The sequence below is a fragment of the Shinella sp. genome (genome assembly GCF_052438155.1).
GTDB lineage: Bacteria > Pseudomonadota > Alphaproteobacteria > Rhizobiales > Rhizobiaceae > Shinella.
In genome coordinates, this window is record NZ_JBQVPI010000022.1 from 22859 (window position 1) to 45457 (window position 22599).

Annotated in this window: 27 protein-coding genes; 16 read left to right on the forward strand and 11 right to left on the reverse strand. The window is 61.9% G+C overall.

The window, feature by feature from the left end; all coding sequences use genetic code 11:
- Positions 1-21: 21 nt before the first annotated feature.
- The gene (locus ACT6VE_RS26820; protein WP_444801362.1) at positions 22-423 is read left to right on the forward strand and encodes a hypothetical protein; all 402 of its coding nucleotides are present in this window, start codon (positions 22-24) and stop codon (positions 421-423) included.
- A 107-nt stretch (positions 424-530) separates the two neighbouring features.
- On the opposite strand, the gene prmB is transcribed toward ACT6VE_RS26820, so the two are convergent.
- On the reverse strand, positions 531-1448 hold the full coding sequence (prmB, locus tag ACT6VE_RS26825; protein WP_444801363.1) for a 50S ribosomal protein L3 N(5)-glutamine methyltransferase: 918 nt from the start codon (positions 1446-1448) through the stop codon (positions 531-533).
- Positions 1449-1595: 147 nt separating this feature from the next.
- Between prmB and ACT6VE_RS26830 the strand changes: the two genes are divergently transcribed.
- Positions 1596-2384 (forward strand): pseudouridine synthase, encoded by a 789-nt coding sequence (locus tag ACT6VE_RS26830; RefSeq protein WP_444801364.1) that lies wholly within the window; start codon positions 1596-1598, stop codon positions 2382-2384.
- 167 nt (positions 2385-2551) lie between these two features.
- The gene (locus tag ACT6VE_RS26835) at positions 2552-3133 is read left to right on the forward strand and encodes a methyltransferase family protein (RefSeq protein WP_444801365.1); all 582 of its coding nucleotides are present in this window, start codon (positions 2552-2554) and stop codon (positions 3131-3133) included.
- 2 nt (positions 3134-3135) lie between these two features.
- Here the strand turns inward: ACT6VE_RS26835 and ACT6VE_RS26840 are convergent, their stop codons facing one another.
- The 3 genes from ACT6VE_RS26840 to ACT6VE_RS26850 are packed head-to-tail and all read right to left on the reverse strand — an operon-like array spanning position 3136 to position 4488.
- The gene (locus ACT6VE_RS26840; RefSeq protein WP_444801366.1) at positions 3136-3663 is read right to left on the reverse strand and encodes a DUF1697 domain-containing protein; all 528 of its coding nucleotides are present in this window, start codon (positions 3661-3663) and stop codon (positions 3136-3138) included.
- A gap of 3 nt (positions 3664-3666) precedes the next feature.
- A complete protein-coding gene (yidD, locus tag ACT6VE_RS26845) occupies positions 3667-4035 on the reverse strand; it encodes a membrane protein insertion efficiency factor YidD (RefSeq protein ID WP_444801367.1) in 369 nt (122 codons plus the stop codon).
- 6 nt (positions 4036-4041) lie between these two features.
- A complete protein-coding gene (locus ACT6VE_RS26850) occupies positions 4042-4488 on the reverse strand; it encodes an iron-sulfur cluster assembly scaffold protein (RefSeq protein WP_444801368.1) in 447 nt (148 codons plus the stop codon).
- A gap of 331 nt (positions 4489-4819) precedes the next feature.
- On the opposite strand from ACT6VE_RS26850, the gene folE reads away from it, so the two are divergent.
- The 3 genes from folE to ACT6VE_RS26865 all read left to right on the forward strand — a co-directional run bounded on the left by folE (position 4820) and on the right by ACT6VE_RS26865 (position 7303).
- Positions 4820-5431 carry a GTP cyclohydrolase I FolE gene (gene folE, locus ACT6VE_RS26855; RefSeq protein ID WP_069058886.1) on the forward strand — a complete coding sequence of 204 codons (612 nt, stop codon included), beginning with the start codon at positions 4820-4822 and terminating at the stop codon, positions 5429-5431.
- Between the two features lie 92 nt (positions 5432-5523).
- Positions 5524-5976, forward strand: coding sequence for a phosphoribosyl-AMP cyclohydrolase (gene hisI, locus ACT6VE_RS26860; RefSeq protein WP_444801369.1), 453 nt, complete (start codon positions 5524-5526; stop codon positions 5974-5976).
- Positions 5977-6340: 364 nt separating this feature from the next.
- Positions 6341-7303 (forward strand): patatin-like phospholipase family protein, encoded by a 963-nt coding sequence (locus tag ACT6VE_RS26865; RefSeq protein WP_444801370.1) that lies wholly within the window; start codon positions 6341-6343, stop codon positions 7301-7303.
- A gap of 75 nt (positions 7304-7378) precedes the next feature.
- Here the strand turns inward: ACT6VE_RS26865 and ACT6VE_RS26870 are convergent, their stop codons facing one another.
- Together ACT6VE_RS26870 and ACT6VE_RS26875 are read right to left on the reverse strand one after the other, a co-directional pair.
- Positions 7379-7807: a CBS domain-containing protein gene (locus ACT6VE_RS26870; protein WP_444801371.1), complete on the reverse strand. Its 429-nt coding sequence runs from the start codon at positions 7805-7807 to the stop codon at positions 7379-7381.
- A 185-nt stretch (positions 7808-7992) separates the two neighbouring features.
- On the reverse strand, positions 7993-8733 hold the full coding sequence (locus ACT6VE_RS26875; RefSeq protein ID WP_444801372.1) for a rhomboid family intramembrane serine protease: 741 nt from the start codon (positions 8731-8733) through the stop codon (positions 7993-7995).
- Positions 8734-9026: 293 nt separating this feature from the next.
- On the opposite strand from ACT6VE_RS26875, the gene ACT6VE_RS26880 reads away from it, so the two are divergent.
- The 6 genes from ACT6VE_RS26880 to ACT6VE_RS26905 all read left to right on the forward strand — a co-directional run bounded on the left by ACT6VE_RS26880 (position 9027) and on the right by ACT6VE_RS26905 (position 14551).
- The gene (locus tag ACT6VE_RS26880; protein WP_444801373.1) at positions 9027-9662 is read left to right on the forward strand and encodes a PAS domain-containing protein; all 636 of its coding nucleotides are present in this window, start codon (positions 9027-9029) and stop codon (positions 9660-9662) included.
- Positions 9663-9810: 148 nt separating this feature from the next.
- A complete protein-coding gene (locus ACT6VE_RS26885) occupies positions 9811-10422 on the forward strand; it encodes a PilZ domain-containing protein (protein ID WP_444801374.1) in 612 nt (203 codons plus the stop codon).
- Positions 10423-10903: 481 nt separating this feature from the next.
- Positions 10904-11503, forward strand: coding sequence for a transglutaminase-like cysteine peptidase (locus ACT6VE_RS26890; RefSeq protein ID WP_444801375.1), 600 nt, complete (start codon positions 10904-10906; stop codon positions 11501-11503).
- A 242-nt stretch (positions 11504-11745) separates the two neighbouring features.
- Positions 11746-12507, forward strand: coding sequence for a hypothetical protein (locus ACT6VE_RS26895; RefSeq protein ID WP_444801376.1), 762 nt, complete (start codon positions 11746-11748; stop codon positions 12505-12507).
- 120 nt (positions 12508-12627) lie between these two features.
- The gene (locus tag ACT6VE_RS26900) at positions 12628-14112 is read left to right on the forward strand and encodes an SPOR domain-containing protein (RefSeq protein ID WP_444801377.1); all 1485 of its coding nucleotides are present in this window, start codon (positions 12628-12630) and stop codon (positions 14110-14112) included.
- Positions 14113-14278: 166 nt separating this feature from the next.
- A complete protein-coding gene (locus ACT6VE_RS26905; RefSeq protein ID WP_069058896.1) occupies positions 14279-14551 on the forward strand; it encodes a hypothetical protein in 273 nt (90 codons plus the stop codon).
- A 12-nt stretch (positions 14552-14563) separates the two neighbouring features.
- On the opposite strand, the gene ACT6VE_RS26910 is transcribed toward ACT6VE_RS26905, so the two are convergent.
- From ACT6VE_RS26910 to ACT6VE_RS26920, 3 genes are all read right to left on the reverse strand, one after another.
- The gene (locus ACT6VE_RS26910) at positions 14564-15001 is read right to left on the reverse strand and encodes a DUF1489 family protein (RefSeq protein WP_444801378.1); all 438 of its coding nucleotides are present in this window, start codon (positions 14999-15001) and stop codon (positions 14564-14566) included.
- A 76-nt stretch (positions 15002-15077) separates the two neighbouring features.
- Positions 15078-16478 carry an L-serine ammonia-lyase gene (locus ACT6VE_RS26915; protein WP_444801379.1) on the reverse strand — a complete coding sequence of 467 codons (1401 nt, stop codon included), beginning with the start codon at positions 16476-16478 and terminating at the stop codon, positions 15078-15080.
- A 177-nt stretch (positions 16479-16655) separates the two neighbouring features.
- On the reverse strand, positions 16656-16922 hold the full coding sequence (locus ACT6VE_RS26920; RefSeq protein ID WP_444801380.1) for a hypothetical protein: 267 nt from the start codon (positions 16920-16922) through the stop codon (positions 16656-16658).
- A gap of 117 nt (positions 16923-17039) precedes the next feature.
- Here ACT6VE_RS26920 and ACT6VE_RS26925 point away from each other — a divergent pair, with 117 nt between their 5' ends.
- The 3 genes from ACT6VE_RS26925 to ACT6VE_RS26935 all read left to right on the forward strand — a co-directional run bounded on the left by ACT6VE_RS26925 (position 17040) and on the right by ACT6VE_RS26935 (position 19321).
- Positions 17040-17729: a DUF599 domain-containing protein gene (locus ACT6VE_RS26925; protein WP_444801381.1), complete on the forward strand. Its 690-nt coding sequence runs from the start codon at positions 17040-17042 to the stop codon at positions 17727-17729.
- A gap of 142 nt (positions 17730-17871) precedes the next feature.
- Positions 17872-18843: a DUF1624 domain-containing protein gene (locus tag ACT6VE_RS26930; RefSeq protein ID WP_444801447.1), complete on the forward strand. Its 972-nt coding sequence runs from the start codon at positions 17872-17874 to the stop codon at positions 18841-18843.
- 4 nt (positions 18844-18847) lie between these two features.
- A complete protein-coding gene (locus ACT6VE_RS26935) occupies positions 18848-19321 on the forward strand; it encodes a methyltransferase family protein (RefSeq protein ID WP_444801382.1) in 474 nt (157 codons plus the stop codon).
- Positions 19322-19377: 56 nt separating this feature from the next.
- Here ACT6VE_RS26935 and ACT6VE_RS26940 read toward each other — a convergent pair whose 3' ends face one another.
- Together ACT6VE_RS26940 and mgtE are read right to left on the reverse strand one after the other, a co-directional pair.
- Positions 19378-19764: a MerR family transcriptional regulator gene (locus tag ACT6VE_RS26940; RefSeq protein ID WP_444801383.1), complete on the reverse strand. Its 387-nt coding sequence runs from the start codon at positions 19762-19764 to the stop codon at positions 19378-19380.
- Positions 19765-19828: 64 nt separating this feature from the next.
- Complete coding sequence (mgtE, locus tag ACT6VE_RS26945; RefSeq protein WP_444801384.1) at positions 19829-21259, reverse strand: magnesium transporter; 1431 nt, start codon at positions 21257-21259, stop codon at positions 19829-19831.
- A gap of 303 nt (positions 21260-21562) precedes the next feature.
- Between mgtE and ACT6VE_RS26950 the strand changes: the two genes are divergently transcribed.
- Positions 21563-22057, forward strand: a complete 495-nt coding sequence (locus ACT6VE_RS26950; protein WP_444801385.1) for a peptide deformylase — start codon at positions 21563-21565, stop codon at positions 22055-22057.
- Positions 22058-22599 lie beyond the last annotated feature (542 nt).

Below are 22599 nucleotides of genomic sequence, written 5' to 3' on the forward strand. Positions count from 1 at the left end.
GCGCGATTTTGGGGAGTGCCGATGATGCCGGATACGAGGAAGACACCGCAGCCCGCGATCGACCGCAGCAGCCTGCCGGTCTACCATGCCGCGGCGAGCCAGGCCGGCTTCTTCCACACCTGCCGCCTGCCGCAATGCCGGCGTGCCCGGCGCTGCATCGGCTGGCACCCGGAGGATGCGCACGGCCCCGACGTCGTCGACCTCACGCTGCCGCCCTGCGTCACCGACAAAGCCAGCTTTCGACGGATGGGGCAGGCTCTGGACGAATTTAACCGTTGCCTCCAGGCGGCGTTCGACGCCGATGGCGACACCGACGACGCGCAGGACGCGGATGAAGACAGCGACGATGACGCAGACGTCTGGCCGTTCCCCGTCGTCGTCATTCCCCGCCACCGGCGCAGCCGCCACGGCGGCCGGCGCTAAAACACTTTCAGCCGAAGCGGCATCGCTTCGGCGCTGGAGACGCGCGGGAAAAACAAGACGCTAGACCATACCGGTGAACCGGATTTCACCGGCATTGATCCAGCGGATCAGGAGACGCCGAGCGCTTCCGCCGAAATCCAGAACACCGCGTCCTGCGATTCGGCGGTTTCCAGCCAGACGAAATCGAGATGCGGGAATTCCTCTTCCAGGATTTCCCGGCCCGAGCCGATCTCGCAGATCATGCCGCCGTCCGGATTGAGGAAGGCCGGCGCGTCCTGCAGGATGCGGCGCACGAGATCGAGACCGTCGACGCCGCCGTCATGGGCCATTTCCGGCTCGGCGCGGAATTCCGGCGGGTAGCCGTCGAGCGCCTCGTGGTCGACATAGGGCGGATTGGTGATGATGAGGTCGTAGGTGCGGCCGGCGAGCGGCGCGAAGAGATCGCCTTCGAGAAGGTTCACCTGCCCCGCGACGTCGTGTTCGGCGACGTTGAGCGCCGCCACCTCCAGCGCATCGGCGGACAGGTCCACCGCGTCCACCGTGGCGTTCGGGAAGAATTTCGCCGCCAGCACCGCCAGGCAGCCTGAGCCGGTGCAGATGTCGACCGCACTTTCCACCGCCATCGGATCGGGCAGGAAGGACGAGCCGTTTTCGCCGAGATACTCGGCAAACAGGATTTCGCCGATATGCGAGCGCGGCACGATCACCCGCTCGTCGACATGGAAGCGCACGCCCTGGATATAGGAGCGGCCGGTAATATAGGCGGACGGCTTGCGCGTCGTCACCCGCGTCTCGATGCGCTCGGCGATGAGCTTGCGCTCGGCCGGCAGCAGGCGGGCGTCAAGGAAGGGATCGAGCGCGTCGATCGGCAGGTCGAGCGTGTCGAGCAGCAGGAAGGCCGCGTCGTCGCTCGCCGTCGTCGTGCCGTGGCCGTAGCTGAGTTCTGCCGCATTGAAGCGGGAAATCGCATAGCGCCAGTAGTCGCGCAGCGTCACGAGTTCGGTTGTGATGTCGTCCTGTGTCAACGGCGGCCTCGCTTCGGCTATAATCCTCTGGACGGAACCGGCTTTAGAATGGCAAGGGCTGGCGGGTCAACCGATAGAACGGTGACAGGACGACGATGGCAGGGTTTTAGGGGCATGGCGAAGGATATTCGGAAACCGCAAAGGCAGATGCCCGGCTCCAGGCCGCGGGCCGGCCGCACGCCGGTCGTTGCCGATAGCGGCAAGCGCGTCACCCTGCCCCGCGCGCTCTCCAAACTCGGCTTCTGTTCCCGCACGCAGGCCGAGGCGCTGATCGCCGCCGGCCGCGTTTCGCTTTCCGGCCGCGTCGTCACCGATCCGGAAACGTGGATCGACCTCTCCACCGCCGCGATCGCCGTCGACGGAAACCCCGTAGTCGCGGAAGAACGCGTCTACCTGATGCTGAACAAGCCGCGCGGCCTCGTCACCACGCGGCACGACCCGGAAGGCCGGCCCACGGTCTACGAATGCCTGAAGGACCACGCGCACGCCCACCTCTCCCCCGTCGGCCGCCTCGACAAGGCGAGCGAGGGCCTGCTGCTCTTCACCAACGACACGGAATTCGCCAACGCGCTGCTCGATCCCGAGACGCATGTTGCCAAGACCTATCACGTCCAGATGGATCGCCTCGCCGACCAGCCGCTCCTCGATGCGCTGACGCAGGGTGTCGCGCATGACGGCGAATTCTTGCGCGCGAAGGCGGTGCGGGTGCTGCGCGAGGGCGAAAAAAATGCCTGGCTCGAAATCGAGCTCGACGAAGGCCGCAACCGGCAGATCCGCCGCATGCTGGAGGCACAGGGCGTCGAATGCCTGCGCCTCGTGCGCGTCGCGATCGGCAATCTCGCGCTCGGCGATCTTGAGAAGGGCGCTGTTCGGCCCCTCGCGGACGCGGAACTTCAGGACCTGCGCCGGCTCGTCAAACGGGCAGGCGAGCAGTGAGCCTTGCTGGCTGCGCTGCGCACGGAAACTTTCCGGTCCATTTTCCCCGCCCGCAAAATTTCCCGTATTCTGAATATGCAAACCGCCTGCGGTGGCAAAAACAGGCCTTGATCCTCTAGTCGCTAGAGCAAGTAGCGTGGACTGATCATCGAGATGGAGATTCGGTCGTGCCTTCCCTGCCCCTGCTGTCCGCCGCCATCATGGGCGGCTACCTCGCCGCCTTCCTCTACCTGACCGCCCGGTCCGCCCGTGCTGCCAAGAAGAATGTCTGGCTGTTTGGCCTTGGCAGCCGACAGGGCCTGCCTGCCCTGCTCTTCCGTCTCACCTTTGCCGGTGCGCTGATCCATCCGGCCCTGCTGGCCTTCGGGCTGGAGCCGGTGCCGGCATTTTTCTCGCCGCCCGCTGGTCTGCGTGTCACTGGCCTCGTCGTCGCGCTCGCCGGTGCCGTCTTTGCCATCCATGCCCAGCACTATATGGGCACCTCCTGGCGGATCGGCTCCGTGGCAGGGCATTCCGGCGCGATCGTCGATACCGGACCGTTCGGCCTGTCGCGCAATCCGGTTTTCGTCGGCCAGATCGCGATGTTCACGGGGTTCCTGCTGGCGCGGCCAGATGCAGTCCAGCTGGCGCTTGCGGCTGGTCTGGTGCTGGCCGTATGGCTGCAGGTGCATATCGAGGAGAAGGTGCTGGAGCGCGACCTTGGCGACCCCTATCGCGACTATCGACAGCGCGTTCGGCGTTGGCTGTGATGTTAGCCGAGCATTTTCGCGAGACCGTTGATCGTGTTGGCGTTGCGCAGGGTGCCGATGCCGAGTTTCCTCGTCGTCAGATGGGAAAGCAGTTTCGTTTCGCTCGGCTTGCGGCGAAAATCGATCCAGAGATCGCCATCAACGAGGGCAAGGGCGAGGTCGGAATCGGCGATCCGTTCGAGCTTCGGCAAGACATCGGCACCAAGCGGATGGCGCATGATGCGCACGCCGACATCCGCGCCTTTGCCTTCCGGAAAGGGATTGCCTGCGGCAACGCGATGCCATGCTTCGGCCGTGCGCAGGATGATATCGACATGCTTGCCGAAGCGCTCGCGAAAGGCTGTTTCGAGCTGGTTCTCAAGTGTGGCGACAGGGGCGGCATCGGCATCGAAAAGGAGATTGCCGGTCGCGACGAGGGTGCGGGTGTTGCGAAAACCGAGACCCTCCGCCATGGCCTTGAGGTCCGCCATCACGAGGCGCCTGCCGGGGCCGAGCACGATCGAGTGCAGCAGGGCGACATAGGTCGTCACGGTTCAGCCCCGTTCCGCTCGCGACAGGCGCCAGAGCCGCCACGGCGCCCACCAGCGAAAACGCGCCTCCAATCCCTCCGGCACAGGATCGAAACCATGGGTCCCGCCGGGGCCGCAGCGGGCGACCCGAAACAGCGTCATGAAGCCGCCCTGCCAGAGCCCGTGGCGAGCGACCGCCTCGTAACCATATTCCGAACAGGTCGGCAGGTGGCGGCAGGCATTGCCGATGAAGCCGGACAGCGTGAGCTGGTAGAGGCGGATGATGCCCATGCCGAAGAGCCGGCCCGGTGTCTTGCGGAACGGCCCTTGCCAGTTGCGGCCTTTATACGCCAGGCGCTCGCCGGAATGCCGGCAGTCCGGGGCATCGCACATCGCCCCTCACCCCGTCTTTTCCAGCCGCTTCGCCTCGATCTGGCCGATGGCATCGACCACGGCGTCAAAGGTCAGCATGGTGGAGGCGTGGCGGGCCTTGTAGTCCTTGACGGGCTTGAGGAAGCGCATGTCCTCGAATCGGCCGGACGGCCCCTCGCCGTCGGCCTTCAGCATGGCCAGCATGTCTTCGCGCGCCTGGCGAATTTCCCCGGTCGTCGCGCCGATGACGTGGCGCGCCATGACCGAGGAGGAGGCCTGGCCGAGCGCGCAGGCCTTCACCTCATGGGCAAAATCGCTGACCCGGTCGCCATCGAGCTTCAAGTAGACCTTGACCCGCGAACCACAGAGCTTGGAGTGGGCGCCGGCTTCCGCATCCGCGTCGGCAAGCGTACCGATCTTCGGGATGTTGCCGGCAAATTCCAGGATACGGCTGTTATAGATATCGTCCATCATGGCCCTGTTTTCCGCTTTTTTGCGGAATCTTCAATGATCCGAGGAGATTATTCCGGCGGCGGCGGGAAAAAAGCATGCCGTGTCGCCTTCAACCTCTTTCGCAGTCACCGTTCGATACTATATGATAACTCGTATTGGGGTGAGCGTTTTGCAAGAAGCAAGCATTCACCTGTTGTTTGGGAAACCGTGCCGGACGGTCTAGCGCACTGATAAGCCGAGACCAGAAAGCCCCGGAGCCCGCCGACGGAACCCAAGCCTGCAGGGTTAGGCGAATGGCCAGTGGCGAGTCCGATAAACACGTCAGGTAACCTGCAGAAAGGTTTATGGGTCCATGGACGCCATCGTCACCAATTTTCCGCGTCTCGACGATCAGTCGGACCGTCCCTCGCAGAAAGAAGCTGAAGACGCCGTTCGCGTCCTGCTTCGCTGGGCGGGCGATGATCCGGAACGCGAAGGCCTGCTCGACACGCCGTCCCGCGTCGCCAAATCCTACCGCGAGCTGTTTTCCGGTTATGACCTCGCCGCCGAGGACGTGCTGGGCCGCACCTTCGAAGAGGTCGCCGGCTACGACGACATGGTGCTGGTGAAGGACATTCCGTTCTTCTCGCATTGCGAACATCATATGGTGCCGATCATCGGCAAGGCGCATGTCGCCTACCTGCCGAATGGCCGGGTGCTGGGCCTCTCGAAGATCGCCCGCGTGGTGGAAATCTACGGTCGTCGCTTGCAGACGCAGGAAACGATGACGGCGCAGATCGCAAAATCGATCGACGAGACGCTGAACCCGCGTGGCGTCGCCGTGATGATCGAAGCCGAGCATATGTGCATGGCGATGCGCGGCATCCAGAAACAGGGCTCGACAACGCTCACCACCACCTTTACCGGTGCCTTCAAGACGGAGCCGACCGAACAGGTCCGCTTCATGACCATGATCCGGAGATAGGCGAAAGCCGGCTTCGTGCACCCGCAATTCGAGCAAGAGTGAGCAGCGATTTTGCTCGAATTGCGCAAGAACAAAAGACAAAGCCGACCGCCATGACGATCACCTTCAAAACGCCATCCAAGGACAAGGCCGAGCTGGAAACCGGCCCGGCCTTCACACCGCGCTTCGACGAAAACGGCCTGGTGACAGCCGTTGTGACGGATGCCAAGGATGGAGAGTTGCTGATGGTCGCCCACATGAATGCCGAGTCCTTGGCGCTGACCATCGAAACGGGCATTGCTCACTACTGGAGCCGTTCGCGCAAGTCGCTGTGGAAGAAGGGCGAGACCTCCGGCAATCTCCAGACCGTCGTGGAACTGCGGACGGATTGCGATCAGGATGCCGTCTGGCTCAAGGTGTCGGTTGCCGGCCATGACGCGACCTGCCACACCGGTCGCCGCTCGTGTTTCTACCGCACGGTTTCGAACGGGCCGGATGGCGCGGTGGTGACGATCACAGGTGGCGAGCCGCAATTCGACCCGGCCACGATCTACGGTAAAAATTAAGCATCTGCGCGAATTCCGTTCAGTTCCGGCACGGATTCACCAATTGGCAACCGGTCTGATCGCCTAATGCCACGCATGGCGGCCTGTATCCCCGCCATGTGGATCGGAACATGGAACCCAATCGCTGTAGTGCGTCACGACCGGTTTCCACCGCCACCCCGAAGGGGGCGACGATCCTGCGGGCCAGCGCCCTCCTCCAGCCTCACATGAACGCACGCGGCAGACGCGACACAGGGTTTTTTCCAGCAAAAGTTCCCCGGGTCACAGTCTGCCTCTATCCTGTCATCTATTGTGTAGCAGATAGGCCCGAGGTTCAGGAACCGATTGCCTCGGCGCGAATTCCTCTTTGGAATGGAGGCCTGGCATGCTGAACTGGAGTTTCAATCGTAGTCTCGTAACGGCAGATGCCTCAGATCCCGGCGGCCCTTCCATGAACGACATGTCTACCATTCCCGCGCCGGCTCCGCCGCGCAAATCCAAGATCGCGCTGGCGCTTGGCGGCGGCGCTGCTCGAGGCTGGGCCCATATCGGCGTGCTGCGGGCACTGGACGAGGAAGGCATCGATGTCGGCATGATTGCCGGCACCTCGATCGGTGCCCTGGTCGGCGGCTGCTACCTTGCGGGCAAGCTCGATGAACTGGAAACCTTCGCCCGGTCGCTCACCATGCGGCGCATCGCCAGTCTTCTCGACTTCACCATTCGCGGCTCCGGCCTGTTCGGCGGCATGCGGCTGACCAAGCGCATGCAGGAGCACCTGCAAAACCTGTCGATCGAAGACCTCGACCGTCCCTTCGTCGCCGTTGCGACCGAGGTGAACAGCGGCCACGAGGTCTGGATCAACAGCGGCTCGCTGATTACCGCCATCCGCGCCTCCTATGCCTTGCCGGGCATTTTCGAACCGATCAAGTGCAACAACCGGACGCTCGTGGACGGTGCGCTGGTCAATCCGGTGCCGGTTTCCGTCTGCCGGGCACATGAGGAACCGCTCGTCGTCGCGGTCAACCTCAACTACGATCTCTACGGCCGCTCGGCGGTGATCAAGCACAGTGCCAGCCAGCAGAAGATCGACGATCACCGGCAGGAAGACAGCGCAGCGCGCATGGGGTTGACGAGCGTGATGGTGCAGTCCTTCAACATCATCCAGGACCGCATTTCCCGCGCGCGCCTTGCCGGCGACCCGCCGGATCTTTCGCTGCATCCGAAACTGTCGGATATCGGTCTTTCGGAGTTCCACCGCGCAGGCGAAGCGATCGATCGCGGATACCTGGAAGCCAAGGCGCGGATTTTCGAGATCAAGCGCATGCAGGAAGTCGTCCTGATGCGCTGACGCGTTCTCAAAACCAACACGCACGAAAGGGCGGAGCGATGACAATCGTTCCGCCCAAAACCGTTTTGAGAGCAATCAGCTTGCGATGTAGGCCTTGATGGCGTCTGCTTCATGCTTGATGGCGCGGATGTGGGATTTCACCACGTCGCCGATCGAGATGATGCCGACGAGCCGGCCTTCCTTCTCCACCGGAATATGGCGGGCGCGCAGCTTGCTCATCATTTCCATGAGGTCATCGACGGTCTGGTCTTCATCGCAACGATAGACATTGCCCCACATGATGGAGGAAATGGGCTTGTCCAGGCTGTCTGCCCCATTGCGCGCAACCGCGGCAACGATGTCGCGCTCGGTCACAATGCCCGCGATGCGGTCGTTGCGATCGACAATGACAATGGCGCCGATGTGATTTTCATGCAGATAGACGGCAGCCTGTTTGACAGTGAGCTGCGGGCCGCCGGTTACGACGTTGCGGCCTTTTTCGTCCAGTATCGTCTTTACATACATGCGTACCTCCCGAGTGCATCATGACGCAGAAGGCGGGACACCCGCGCAGGGATGCCCTGCCTGTACCAGCGACATCCGCTTCCTCCCGCGGTATGCCGCATCCGTTCCGATGTGCATGTGCGAACCGGAACGCTTATATGGTGCGCCACGAAGGAGGCGATTGCAAGTCCGCTAATGGACAATCGTTAATCCCGGCGGGTTTCCGCCGCACCGACGTCGAACAACGGAAAGAACAGGAAGCCGAACAGGAAGCCGCCGATATGCGCCTCCCAGGCAATCGCGCCGCCCTCGGCCGAGCCGAACACCTGGCCGAAGCCGATCAGGAAGTTCGTCAGGAACCAGATGCCGGAGAATACCAGAACGGAGCGGTTGGAGAGCGCCTCGCCGATCGTCAGGCGCCGGTTGAGATGGGCGAATTGCCGGCTGATGCGGCCGCTCGGCGAAAAGACGAAGCGGGCTGCGGCCCCCATCAGACCGGAGACGACGCCGGACGCGCCGACCACCAGAATCATCGCGCCCCAGTGCAGCACCGTATGGAAAGCGACAGCCGCGGCGGCCGACAGGCACCAGAACAGGAAGAACCGCAAGAGACCGATGCGGCGCACGACGGGCGCACCGAAGGCGACCATCCAGAAGGCGTTGAAAATCAGATGTTCCCAGCTGCCGTGCAGCAGCGAATAGGTCACCGGGCTCCACAGCCATCCCAGATCCTGTTCGGCGAAGGGAATGGCGTAGCGGCCGGGGATGAAGGCGAAATGCAGCAGGACGAACTCGTCCGTCGAGGTCGAGAGCAGATAGGTCCGCACCACGTGAATGGCGATGAGGACTGCCAGAACCACGACGAGACTGCCCGGCAGGTTGAAGGCCGGCTCCCGCCTGCGGATATCCGCTCCGCCACCCTGCACCTCAACGCCATCGTTACTCATGAGCAGTCCACCAAATACACAAAATACGAATCGCGCTTATACAGATAAAAGAAAGGCCGTGCAGCTTTCGCTGAACGGCCGGCGCCCCCAATCCCCGGGACTAAAGTCGATGTGCAGTAAACCATTCCCTCGTGGAGGGATGACCGGATGTTCCCTCAACCCGGCCCGACGCGCAATCGAAACCAATCGTTAACCTTAACGGAGGGCTGGCACGAAAATCGCTCTTCCTTCTGAATACCGCCGTGCACGCGCTCTTTCGTGTCGGAACGGAACAGAAGCGATTGGAAGTGAGCATGCAGACGAAGGCCGCAACCGCACTTTACGACTATTGGACACGCCAGCGCGGCGATCGCGCCGTTCCGCTACGCGGCGCAATAGAGCCCGCCGACATCGCGCCGATCCTGCCTGACGTCTTCATTCTTGAACACAGCCGTCTTGCCGATCCGCACTTCCGCCTTGCCGGCACACGCATCTGCGCGCAGTTCGCGCAAGAGCTGAAGGGCGCGGCCTTCGACCAGCTCTTTGCGCCCGATCAGCGCAACCGGGTGGCACGGATCACGGAGAACGTCATGGCGCACTGTGCACCGGCAGTCATGCAGGTCGTGCTCGTCGACGGCACGCTGGAAACAACAGAGGCGGAAATCGTGCTGCTGCCGGTCGCCACGAAAGGCAAGGTGGCAGACCGTATCATCGGCGCCCTCGCGCCCCTGCCCGGCCAGTCGCCGCCGCTCGCGGCCTTCCGCTACGCGACGCTCGGCGCGCTTTCGGTGATCGACACAAGCCGCATGCCGGGTTTTGCAGGCAGCCGGCCGGCTGTTCCGATGCCCACCTCGATCATGGCCATCCGCCCGGCCGGGCTGGGTCAGACGATGAGCCGCGTGTTGCACCTGAGGATTTTTGAAGGCGGTCGACACGTTGACGGTGCATAAACACGCATGGCGACACCCAAAAAACTAGCGACACTAAATGGTTGCTAATACATATATTTATAGTTGCTTTTAGTGGTGTGGCAAACCTTCTGTTAACCCCGAAAGATTAAGAGTTGGAAACAGATAGGATCATCAGGCCCGCGCGCACATGTATTCATTCCAGCAGGCATCACCCGCCGCCCGGAAACCACAGCCCGAGCAACGCAGCTTCCAGCGCGTATCGGTGAACCTGGGTGGCCGGCTGATGTTGCCCAATCACGACGAATATGATTGCTCCGTTCTCGACATGTCGCCGGGTGACGCAAGCTTCGTCTGCGTGGCGCGCCCGCGCATCGGGGAGCGCATCATCGCCTATGTCGACCATCTTGGCCGCATCGAGGGTACGGTCGCCGTCCTCAACGACAACGGCTTCGCGATCTTCCTCAACGCCACAGATCGCAAGCGCGAAAAACTCGCCGCTCAGTTGACCTGGATTGCCAACAAACACGAACTCGGTCTGCCCGAGGATCGTCGGCATGACCGGCTCAGCCCGCGCCAGACGCCGACCGACCTGATGCTCGACGACGGGCGACGCTACCCCTGCCGCATCATCGACCTTTCACTTTCCGGCGCGGCGGTCGATATCGATGTCCGTCCAGCCCTTGGAACATCGGTCCAGCTTGGCAATATGAAAGGCCGCGTTGTGCGTCACTTCCAGGAGGGCGTTGCCATCGAGTTCTCCTCTGTCCAATCCCGGGAAGCCCTGACCGCGTTCCTGTAGCATTTTGGCACGGCCGCAAGTCGGATCCGTTCTATTGGGGGCCTTCGGCCCCCTTTGTTGTTTCAAGGCGAGACGACAGGCCAGCTGGAAAACAATCTCAAAAAAAAATTGCCGCCTCTAGATCCTTCAGCCGCTCTTTTAAGCAGCTAGGCTGACGTATTTCCATCTTTGACACTCCAGCAGTGGGCCTTGTCCAGCGCCTCCGGCCCGGTTTAAGGGCGCGGTTTCTCAGACTACGTCAGCTCACTCCGCAAGATTTTCGTTTCGATTCAAATACTTGTTGCAGCGCCTCAATCGCCCTCAGCCGAACGATTCCTTCAAATTTTACTCAAATTCCGCTCAAATACAGTTCAAATCAAAATCAAATTTTATTCTTGTTTAATTCTTATGCCTACTTGATTTGAACTAAGTTATACTTCGGCTTTTCGCGCAAGCTCAAAACATAGCTGCCATTGTGCCCTCATCAAACGGGGACACCGCAATGACAAAAATAATCAAGACAGGGACGTTCGCATTCCTCTTTTCTCTGGTTGCGGCGCAGGCCGCCCTAGCACTTCCGGCCAACATTCCGCTGGCAGGCGCAACCAACCAGCCCATCGGACATTATGAATTCTGCAAGCAATATTCCGACGAGTGCGGCCCGACCGGCAAGGACGCCGGCCCGCTCAAGCTGACGCAGGAAAGCTGGAAGACGATTCTCAACGTCAACTACGCGGCCAATACCGAATTCATGCCGATGACCGACATGGAGATCTACGGCGTCGAGGAACAGTGGACCTATCCTGATGGCGCCGCAGATTGTGAAGACTACGTGCTGATCAAGCGCAAGCGCCTGATGGAGGCCGGCATTTCGCCCTCCAATCTCCTGATCACCGTCGTGCTCCAGCCCAATGGCGAAGGTCACGCCGTACTTACGGTGCGTACCGATCGCGGTGACTTCGTGCTCGACAATATGCGCAACAAGGTCCTGCTCTGGTCCGAGACCGAATACCGCTACCTGAAGCGCCAGTCCTCGGTGAATGCCGGCAAGTGGGTGAAGCTGCAAGACGGTCGTGCCGACGCCGTCGGTAGCGTCAAGTAAGTCCCGGCGTCCACCAGACGCCACATGACGAGACTGCCCGGCGACACCGCCGGGCGTGAGAAAGGGCCCGGTCAGTCCCCAATCCCCGTCCCGACCATGGCCCTGCGGCCGGTTCCGCTGTCCCCGGAACCGGCCGCTCCCCTTTTGGGAAGCCCACACCATTGATCTCAACCAAAAATTAACCCTGTTCGCAGACGCTCCCGCAAAGACGGTTCTGACCCGAACCACCGGAGAGATGCGAGATGACAGCGGCCGCAACCGGCAACGAAGACCACGCCCCCCTGCTCTCTACCCGCCTTCTCACGCGCCTGACGATCGGGGTCGCTGTCCTGGCTGGCCTTACGGTGGCGATCAGCCTTGGTGGTCGCATGCTGGGCGAGCGCATCGCGCTTGCAGGCCACACGGAAAGCGGCGACGCCATCGACGTCGTCATCGGCCAGGACCAGATCCGGCTGCCGGCCAACACGATCCGCTTCGAGGAGCAGCGCCAGACCGGCCGCGCCGAGCGGCTCGACCTCTACCTGACCTGGCCTGAAATGAACGGCTATTCCAACGCGCAGCGTGGCCGGTTCAACGATGCCAGCCGCCCGGAAAGCCTGATTTTCCTCAATCTTTCGCAGAGCACGATGTCCAGGGACATGTCCGGCCGGCTCGGTCCGATATACAGCCACCTGTTCGACGACCGGCCGGAACCCGGCCCGGCGGGCCTCACCCTGCGGCGCGTTAAAGAAACGTCGGGCTACGGTGGCGAGATTTTCTTCACCGGCACACTGTCCGACGGCTCGGCCTATGTCGTGCGCTGCATGATGCCGATCGACGAATCGCAATCGACCAGCGCGGATTGCCAGCGCGATATCCACATCGGCCGCGATCTTTCCGTGCTTTACCGCTTTTCGAGCAGACTTTTGCCGCAGTGGCAGGCGATGGAGGCGCGCGTTCGCGACTATCTCGGCCGTTCGCTGATCCAGAACGGCCGCCCAGCCTCCACCCGCCAGAGCCGATAAAACAAGACCGATCTTAGAAACCTATGATTCATCATAAACCGATTGGTAACGCTATCTCGCTACTGTGCCAGGAACGGTCGTTCTGGGAGGCCACGCCCGGAACCCATCTGCAATCCGAGAATGAAGAGTAACGTAGTGTCCCGTTCCGTATTCCTCGATTTCCTCCCCCGCTCCTGTCAGGCAGTTGCCACTGCGGCGAAAAGTCTGGTGATGATCGGAATGGTCGCCACCGTTGCCGTCGCCACACCCGCGCAGGCCGCTCCGGAATATGCCGGCATCGTCATCGATGCGAAGACGGGCAAGGTGCTCTACAGTGAAGACGCGGACCAGTTGCGGTTTCCAGCCTCGCTCACCAAGATGATGACGCTGTATCTGACCTTCGAGGCGCTTGAGGCCGGCAAGATCCGTGTCAATACGCGGGTGCCCTTCTCCAAGAATGCGGCCAGCGAGCCTCCGACCAAGCTCGGCGTCGGCACGGGCAATTCGATCACCGTCGAACAGGCGATGCTTGGCCTGATCACACGCTCGGCGAACGATGCCTCGACGGCGCTTGCCGAACTCCTTGGCGGCTCGGAAGAGCGTTTTGCCCGTATGATGACGCAGAAGGCGCGTGCACTCGGCATGACGCGCACCGTCTACCGCAATGCCAACGGCCTTCCCAATTCGGCGCAGGTGACGACGGCACGCGACCAGGCCCGTCTCGGCCTCGCCTTGCGCCAGCATTTCCCGCAGTACTATTCGTATTTCTCGGTGCGCAGCTTCCGCTTCGGCAAGCAGACCATCAACGGCCACAATCGCCTGCTCGGCAGCGTGCGCGGCGTCGACGGCATCAAGACAGGCTACACCCGCGCCTCCGGCTACAACCTTGTGACCTCGGCCGTTGCCGATGGCCGCAGCGTCGTCGGCGTTGTCCTGGGTGGTCGTTCGGGTGGCGCTCGTGACCAGCAGATGCGCAAGCTCATTGCCGCCTATATGCCGAAGGCCTCGCGCCGCGGCGGTGGCGACCTGATCGCCGAAACCAAGGATGCGCCGACACTGACGGCAGAAGCCGACGACGCGCGGACCCTGTCCGCCGAGGTCGCCAGCAAGGCGACGACCGCTTCGGTCTCCGGCACGCTCGACCTGCCGGAAAACGGCCCGGTGCCGACCTACCGCTACAATGAAGCCCGCATCGAAACAGCCTACGCTGCAACATCGGAAGACAGCTCCAGCGTCGTCGGCAAGCGCGCGCTCGCCGCAACGCTGAAGATCCAGCGCGATGCCGCCGTTCCGCCGGCCGATCTCACCGAGCAGGGCGACACGAATGGTGCCGTCGACCAGCTGACCACCTCCTCGACGGTCGCATCCGCCTCCACGCCTTCGGGTTGGGTTATCCAGATCGGCGCCACGCCGGACCAGGGCCAGGCGTCGGATCTTCTCGCCAAGGCAAAGAACCAGGGCGGCAAGGCACTCTCCAGCGCGCAGCCCTTCACCGTGGCCGTCAACAGCGGCAATGGCCAGCTCTACCGCGCCCGCTTCGGCGGCTTCGACAACCAGAACGGCGCAGCGGCCGCTTGTAAAGCGCTGAAGCGCAAGGGTTTCGCCTGCTGGGCCAGCCAACAGTAACGACACTGGAACGCGCCATGTGCTGGCGCGCTCCCTGGATTACCGCCTTGCGCCCGCAACGGTCCCGGACAGGTATTGCGTACCGGGTGACTGCGCAGCAAGGCAGGCGGATCGCCGTGAAAGCGGCTCTGCCATCCTCGATTGGGTAATGCGTACGAGGCAAATTATGGCGATGAACGAGAACCTGTTCGACTTCCCTCCCACGACGCGCGACGAGAAGCGCAAGTCGCTGAAGGGCACGCTCCACCCGCTGCACGAAGCAGCGATGCGGATTGCGGATATCGGGCTTGGCCGTTCGCGCAACAGGACGAAGGATCTCGTCGGCATGCTGCTCGCCCACGGCGCCCGCGCCTGGCGCTCGGGCCAGCCGACCGCCGGGATTCACCTGCATGTCGGCGTCAGCGAGCGCCGCTATCCCGTGCGGATGCGGTTGCGTTAAGCGTCGGTTTCTTCAGAGAAGACCGAGTTCGGCGAGTTCGCGTCGAAGATCGAGCGGCAGATCGGCGGTGCCGTCGCCCATGTTCATGAGGTCGCGCGGCGCGTCGTCTTCCGGTAGGTAGCGCCACCCCTGAAAGGCGCGGCGCGGCTGGAGTTCCGTCTCTATGACCTCCGGCCCCAGCACAAGCTCGCAGCGCGAAATGCCGTCCACGTCCGTAAAACTCTTCAGATTGTGAAGGCGCTGGCGAGCCTGCACCTGCCCCTTGATCACCCAGTACAGCGAGCCGCCATCAAGCAGTTCATGATCCCGCTTCGGGATCATGCGGGTGATATGGCTGGAATGCGGCTCCATGCCGGCGGCGATCGCGATCAGCGAGCGCTCGGAAACCCATTCACGCAGGTCATCGATGGAATCCGCACCGACACAAAGTTTGATGAGATGTAGGGCCATGGCCTTTTGAACGCCCTTGCGGCGGCCGGGTCAAGGGGCCGCCGCGTCGCACTCCACAACGAATGCGCTGAAAACCTCAGCACTCCACCACGTTGACGGCGAGGCCGCCGGTGGAGGTTTCCTTGTATTTCTCGTTCATGTCGACGCCGGTCTGGCGCATCGTCTCGATGCAGGCATCGAGCGGCACGAAATGGATGCCGTCACCCTTGAGGGCGAGCGAGGCGGCCGTCACCGCCTTCACGGCGCCGAGCGCATTGCGCTCGATGCAGGGCACCTGCACGAGGCCGGCGATCGGATCGCAGGTCATGCCAAGATGGTGTTCCAGCGCGATTTCCGCGGCATTTTCCACCTGCTCCGGCGTGCCGCCCATGACGGCGGCGAGGCCGGCAGCGGCCATGGCGGAGGCGGAGCCCACCTCCCCCTGACAGCCGACTTCGGCGCCCGATATCGAGGCATTGTGCTTGATGATGCCGCCGATGGCGGCCGCTGTCAGCAGGTAGTCACGGACGCCATCCTGATCGGCATCCTCATGGAAATGCAGGTAGTAGCGGATCGTGGCAGGCACGACGCCGGCCGCACCATTGGTCGGCGAGGTGACAACACGGCCGCCGGCGGCATTCTCCTCGTTGACGGCCATGGCGTAGACGGAGAGCCAGTCGTTGGCGAGCAGCGGGTTGACCTTGTTGGAACGCCACTCCTCCTGCAGCTTGTCATGGATGGAGCGGGCGCGACGGCGCACCTTCAGGCCGCCCGGCATGATGCCCTCATTCTTCAGGCCGCGGTCGATGCAGCTCTTCATCGCGCCCCAGATGCGGTCGAGACCGGCATCCAGTTCCTCGCGCGACATGGTCGCCTCTTCGTTGGCACGCTTCATCTGCGCGATGGTGAGGCCGGAGCGTCCCGCCATCTCCAGCATCTGCTTGGCCGAGGAAAAGGGGAACGGCACCTTCTTGTCGCCGGCGCGCGCCTTGCTGGCCCGCATCTGCTCAAGTTCGGTGTCGGTGACGACGAAGCCGCCGCCAACGGAATAGTAGATGCGCTTCAGGAGCAGCCGGTCGTCACGGTCATAGGCCGAGAAAGTCATGCCATTGGCGTGGCCGGGCAGCGGGTTCTTCTTGTCGAAGATCAGATCGGTCTTCGGCTGGAAGGCGTAGCCGGGATGGCCGGGCGGGGTGATTCGGCCAGTGCGCTCGACCTCGCCGACAATCGCATCCATCCGGTCGGGATCAACCGAATCGGGCCGCTCGCCCATCAGGCCGAGGATCACGGCACGGTCGGAGCCGTGGCCGACGCCGGTATAGGCAAGCGAGCCGTGCAGACTCATGCGGATGGTGGCGACCTGTGCGCCGGAGGGGCGCGGCCAGTCGGAGGAAAGGATCAGGTCGAGAAACCGGTTCGCCGCCGACATCGGCCCCATCGTATGGGAGCTCGACGGGCCGATACCAATCTTGAAAACATCGAATACGGAAAGAAACATAACCCGGACTTCTCCCTTGCCTTTTGCAGGCGTCTTGATCCCTGAAGCTACGTTATCATGCCGTGCGGATAAGGCGATCTCCCGACATCGGGTTTTACTTACGCGACATAGGGCCAAAACAAAAACAGCGCGCTCGCGAGAGCACGCTGTCTATGTAGGGGCTGTCGTCTGGTATTTTCAGATGCCGCCGAAGAGATAGGCGATGACCAGGACGACGCCGAAACCGAGAACTGCACGGGCAGTTACGCCCCAGCAGGACTTTTGAGCAGTGCTTTCCATGATTACCCCAATGGAAGATGTCGTTGCAGCAGCCGTTTTCAGCGCTGCATGGGCTCTGTTTAATGAAGATTTCATGAAATCGCAATCGCGAAAAATGGCAAAACCAAGGCGGTGCCGTCGTAGGAGATACGCGCTCAGCGCATGACCTGTCGCAAAATCATACATTTACCGACGCCGACGGCAGGACCGGATTGCCCCTTTTCCGCCAAAGGTCTGAATGCGGCGAGCATGGTTTTCGAGGCCGGCTTGCAAATTGCCAGATCCGTGGCACAACGCTCATCCATGAGCACCCCGGATTTTGCCGCCCTCTTCATCTTCGTCGCCCTGTGGGTCGGATATTCCTGGATCACCGACCGGGCGAAATTTCTCGACCGTATCAGCCTCACCCGTGCGATGAGTTCGCAACGGGCGGTGTGGATCCGCAATACCATGCACCGCGACCTTCGCATGATCGACACACAGATCATGGCCGGCCTGCAGAACGGAACCGCCTTCTTCGCCTCTACGTCGCTTCTGGCGCTCGGCAGCTGTTTTGCACTGCTCGGCGCCACAGAGCAGGTCTTTGCTATTTTCAACGACCTGCCCTACGTCTTCCGCGGCAGCCGCGCCGGGTTCGAGCTGAAGGTCGGCGGCCTCGCCATCATCTTCGGCTATGCCTTCTTCAAATTCGGCTGGTCCTACCGGCTGTTCAACTATTGCACCATTCTGCTCGGCGCGATGCCGATGAGCGGCGACATCCACAAGGATCCCGCTGGCGCTGATCTCGCTGCCGACAAGGTCATCCGCATGAACATCCTGGCGGCAAAACACTTCAACATGGGACTGCGCGCCATCTTCCTGTCGATCGGCTACCTTGGCTGGTTCGTCAGCCCCTATCTGTTCATCGTGACGACCATCGGCATCATCATCGTGCTCGTTCGCCGGCAGTTCTACTCCGAAGCGCGCCTCGCCGTGCTGGAACGGCTCGACTGATCAATCCCCCCATCGGCCACCTTTCGGCCATCCGCCCGGCGCAAGCTTGGCGTGGCACTTTCCTATGGACCAAACAATGCGACGACCCGGAACCATGACCACCACGGTGATTGACGGCAATGTGGCAGGAGACGGCGCAACGATGCGCCGCCTGCCGCGCATTCCGCTGATCGACCAACTGCGCGGCATCGCGCTGATCGCCATGGCGATCTACCATTTCACCTGGGACCTCGGCTTCTTCGGCTATATCGAACCGGAAACGGCAACAACCGGCGGCTGGCGTATCTTTGCGCGGGTAATCGCCGGAAGCTTCCTGTTCCTCGTCGGCTTCAGCCTCGTGCTCGGCCATCAACAGGGTTTTCGCCTGCGGCCGTTTCTTATCCGCTTCGCGAAGATCGGCCTTGCAGCGGCGGCCATAACCATCGCCACCTGGTTTGCCTTTCCCGAAACCTTCATCTTCTTCGGGATTCTGCACGCGATTGCGGCGACGAGCCTGGTCGGTCTTCTCTTCCTGCGCCTGCCGGTCATCGTCACACTGCTTGTCGCCGCAGCGGCCGTCGCCGCGCCGCTTTATCTGCGCGCTCCGCTCTTTGATCATCCGGCCCTGTGGTGGGTCGGCCTTTCCGTCAACATCCCGCGCTCGAACGACTATGTGCCGCTGTTGCCATGGCTGGCGCCGGCCTTGCTGGGCATTGCGCTTGCCCGCCTGTTCGTCGCCAGTTCACTGCCGGAGCGGCTTGCCGGCTACGGGAACACGACGAAAATCTGGTGGAAAAGCCTTCTGGAAAAGGCCGGTCGCCACAGTCTTGCCATCTACCTTATCCATCAGCCCTTACTGATTGCGCTGGTCTACGGCTTTTCTCTAGTGGTTCCAGCACCTGCGCCGGACCCGGTCGTGGGTTACACGAAGAGCTGCATGCGCGCCTGCGAGAATGGCAGCAGCGCCGTTTTCTGCCAGAGTTTCTGCGGCTGCACGCTGGATCGCCTGATCGGCGAAAACCTGTTTGCCGATCTGAACCGCGGCACGATCGACATAACGACAGACGAGCGGATCTCGAAAATCTCGTCGCAATGCACTGCGAATGCGGAAACGAAAACCGACCTGAAGGAGTAGGATCATGAATGCCTATCGCATGAAGCCACTCGCCTTTCCATGGCCGCCGTTCATCTACGGCGCGGCCATAGCGGCGGCTTTCCTGCTTCAGGCGTATTTTCCGCTCGCCGTTGCGGAAACCAATATCTGGATTGCGCGCGTGGCTGGCGGCGCGTTGATCGTCACGGCGATCGTGCTGGATGTCTGGGCGATGCGCACGCTGCTCGACTGTCACACGACAATCCTGCCAAACCGCTGTTCCACCCATCTGGTGACTTCAGGCCCCTACCGCCTGACGCGCAATCCCATCTATCTCGGCTATACGCTGGCGACCGCCGGCATCGGCCTGGCGGTCCTCAATCCCTGGTGCATACTGACGGCCATGGTCGCGACCGGTGCGACGAGCATCGTTGCCGTCCGTCGTGAAGAGCTGCATCTGCTCTCCCGCTTCGGCATCGACTTCGAACGTTACTGCACTGGAACGGCACGCTGGATCTGACGCTTTTCCGGTAGAACAGCGACCGGGCCACGTCCGAAATAACGCAAGGCAGGATATCAGGTACCGACGCCGATTTCGGCCAGGCGTGTGAGGCAAGCCTCCTCGACATTGTCGAGTTCGGTCAGCGTTTCCTCGATATCGCGCCGCTTCTGGCGCAACTCTTCCCGCTTCTCGCTGACTTTCGTCATGAGCAGTTCAAGTTGCCCCACCTCGCCCGGCGGGTCCTTGTAGACTTTGATAATGTCGCGGATTTCAGCGATGGTGAAGCCAATGCGGCGGCCACGCAGGATTTCCAGGATGAGGCGGCGATCGGCAGGGCGAAAAAGGCGCGTACGACCGCGACGCTCGGGGTGGATCAACCCTTCGTCCTCGTAGAAGCGCAGGGTGCGGGTGGAAACCCCGAATTCGCGCGTCAGCTCGGTTATGGTATAAAACTTGTCCACGCCTGCTCCGATCTCGTCTGAGCGGGTATTTTATTGACTTTTACGTATAAGTCAATTTTTTCGCTCAACGGATGGCGAACCACCACGTTGCAAGCCCAAGAAACGCGAAGAATCCGACGATATCGGTGACCGCCGTCACGAAGACGCCGGAGGAAACGGCAGGGTCCGCCCCTGCCCGGTCGAGCAGGATCGGGATCGTGATGCCGGCAAGAGCTGCCGCACACATGTTGATCAACATGGCGGTGGCAATGACCCCGCCGATATTGATGTCGTGGAACCAGAGGGCGGCAACGGCGCCGATCATCAGGCCGAAGGCGATACCATGCAGAAGGCCGACGCCCGCCTCACGCCGCACGACGCGCCAGGCATTATGAATATCGAGATCGCGCGTCGCCAGCGCTCGCACCGTCACGGTCATCGTCTGCGATCCGGCATTGCCGCCCATGCCGGCGACCGTCGGCATCAGAATGGCAAGCGCGACAATCTCCTCGATGGTCGCCTCGAACAGCGAGATGACAGAGGCAGACAGGAAGGCCGTCAGCAGGTTTACGAGGAGCCATGGCACGCGCGAACGGGACGTCGCGATGATGGTGTCCGACAGCTCTTCGTCGCCCACGCCGCCGAGGCGCATCAGGTCTTCCTCGGCCTCTTCCTGGATGACGTCGACGACGTCGTCGATGGTGAGCACGCCGACAAGGCGACCGTTCTCGTCCACGACGGCGGCGGACAGAAGGTCATACTGCTCGAAGAGCTGCGCCGCCTCTTCCTGGTCCATCTCGGCCGGGATCGGATGGTTGGTCTCGCGCATGACGGCTTCGATCTTCGTGCCCCGCGCGGTGCGCAGAATGCGGTCGAGATCGATGGCGCCGAGCAGGCGGAACGTCGGGTCGATGACGAATATCTGCGAAAAGCTCTCAGGAAGATCGGCGTCCTCGCGCAGGTAGTCGATCGTCTGGCCGACCGTCCAGAACGGTGGCACGGCGACGAATTCGGTCTGCATGCGGCGGCCGGCCGTGCTTTCCGGGTAGTCCAGCGAGCGGCGCAGGCGAATCCGTTCGGTGAACGGCAGCTTGGAGAGGATCTCCTCCTGGTCCTCCTGGTCGAGGTCTTCCAGAATGTAAACGGCGTCGTCCGAATCCATCTCGCCGAGTGCCGCGGCGATCTGCTCGTTCGGCATGTGCTCGACGATGTCGAGACGGATCGCCTCGTCGACCTCGGTCAGGGCCGCGAGGTCAAAATCGGTGCCGAGCAGCGAGACAAGCTGGCGGCGCTGCTCCTGCTGGATCGCCTCCAGAAGGTCGCCCATTTCCGATTCATGCAGCCGTGCCACATGGCGGCGCAGGAACAAGAGGTCGCGGTCGGCAATCGCCGCACCGACATACATGAGGAAATCCGAGCGGATCGAGCCGTCCTCGGCGTAGATATCCTCGCCGTCGAAGGTACTGTGGCCCTGTTGCCCCTGATGGATACGGTCTTCGTCGCCGGTGTTTTCCATCGGGCCGCTCCTTGTATCGGGTTCGTCCCGCCCGGCCTGTCGGCGGAGAGACGACAGGGATTGAGATGCAGGGTTTCCTCGGCAAGGCTCAGCGCGCCGAGCCCTCACTTTCACCGTGCTAAAGCAAAGCGCGCGAACGGTCCATCGCCGAAAGCGGCAAAAGGTCTGCGGACATTAAAATTTCGCAAGCTGTTGCAATTTCATGCAAATCGCATGTTTTGGGGTGCCAAGGAGAGGGTCGGCATTTTCCCGCTGCCGCAAACAGGCTAGGAAGGGCTGACCTCGTTGACGCCCGGAGCCCGCATGGCGATCCTTCCCATTCTCCGCTATCCCGATCCCCGCCTGCGTTTGCCCTGTAAAAAGGTCGAGGCGTTCGACGCACGATTGGCAACGCTTGCCGACGATCTCGCTGCTACGATGCGTGCCGCACCCGGCATCGGCATCACCGCCGCCCATGTCGGCATTCTCGAACGACTGACGGTGATCGAACTCGCTGGGCCAGATTCGCAACGCGTCTATGTGAACCCCGAAATCGAATGGTTCTCACCGGACATCCAGCGACACGCGGAGGGAAGCGTTTCCATGCCCGGCGTGACGGACGAGGTGGAGCGCCCTGCCCGCATCCGCCTCACCTACCAGGACCTCTCCGGCAACAGCCACACGGAGGATGCCGATGGCCTGCTCTCCATCTGCCTCCAGCACGAAATCGACCAGTTGAACGGCATTTTCTGGATCGATCGCCTCTCGCGGCTGAAGCGCGAACGCATCGTCAAGAAGTATAACAAAGCCCGGGACTGAAGCGCGCAAGCCATGCTCTGGCCGGTGACCTGCGGCGAGGTCTGTCAGCCGACGCCTGCCCTGCATATCCACGTCTTTGAAGGCCACGACAGGCCGGCGTGCGCGCCTCACCGTCATCGTCGCGGTGCGGGAAGTGCGCCTGCGGATCATGCCGTATCTGTGCGGATCATCTCACACGCAAGCATCTGATAGAAAACAAAAAACCCGGCTCGAAAGCCGGGTTTTTTTGGTGCGGTCGAGAAGACTCGCTCTCACGCCGCAAAGCCCTGAAAATGAGGCGTCGGGCGGTCCAACGCGTTTGAAATTGGGCCACAAAGAATCAACTCGTTACAGCCAAGTGGTCCAACGCTCGTTCACGTTTTGAGCATCCGGCGGGCAACTCTATCCACTGCTATCGGCCTGCTGTGGATAACCCTTGACACCTCCCCATCTGCCGAACCGCCAAACCGATCGGCTGACCATTTTTTGATTCTCTTTTCTCGTCTGTTGACTCCATCCCAGACAAGAACATATTGAGAACAAACCGGCGATGCGGCCGCTAA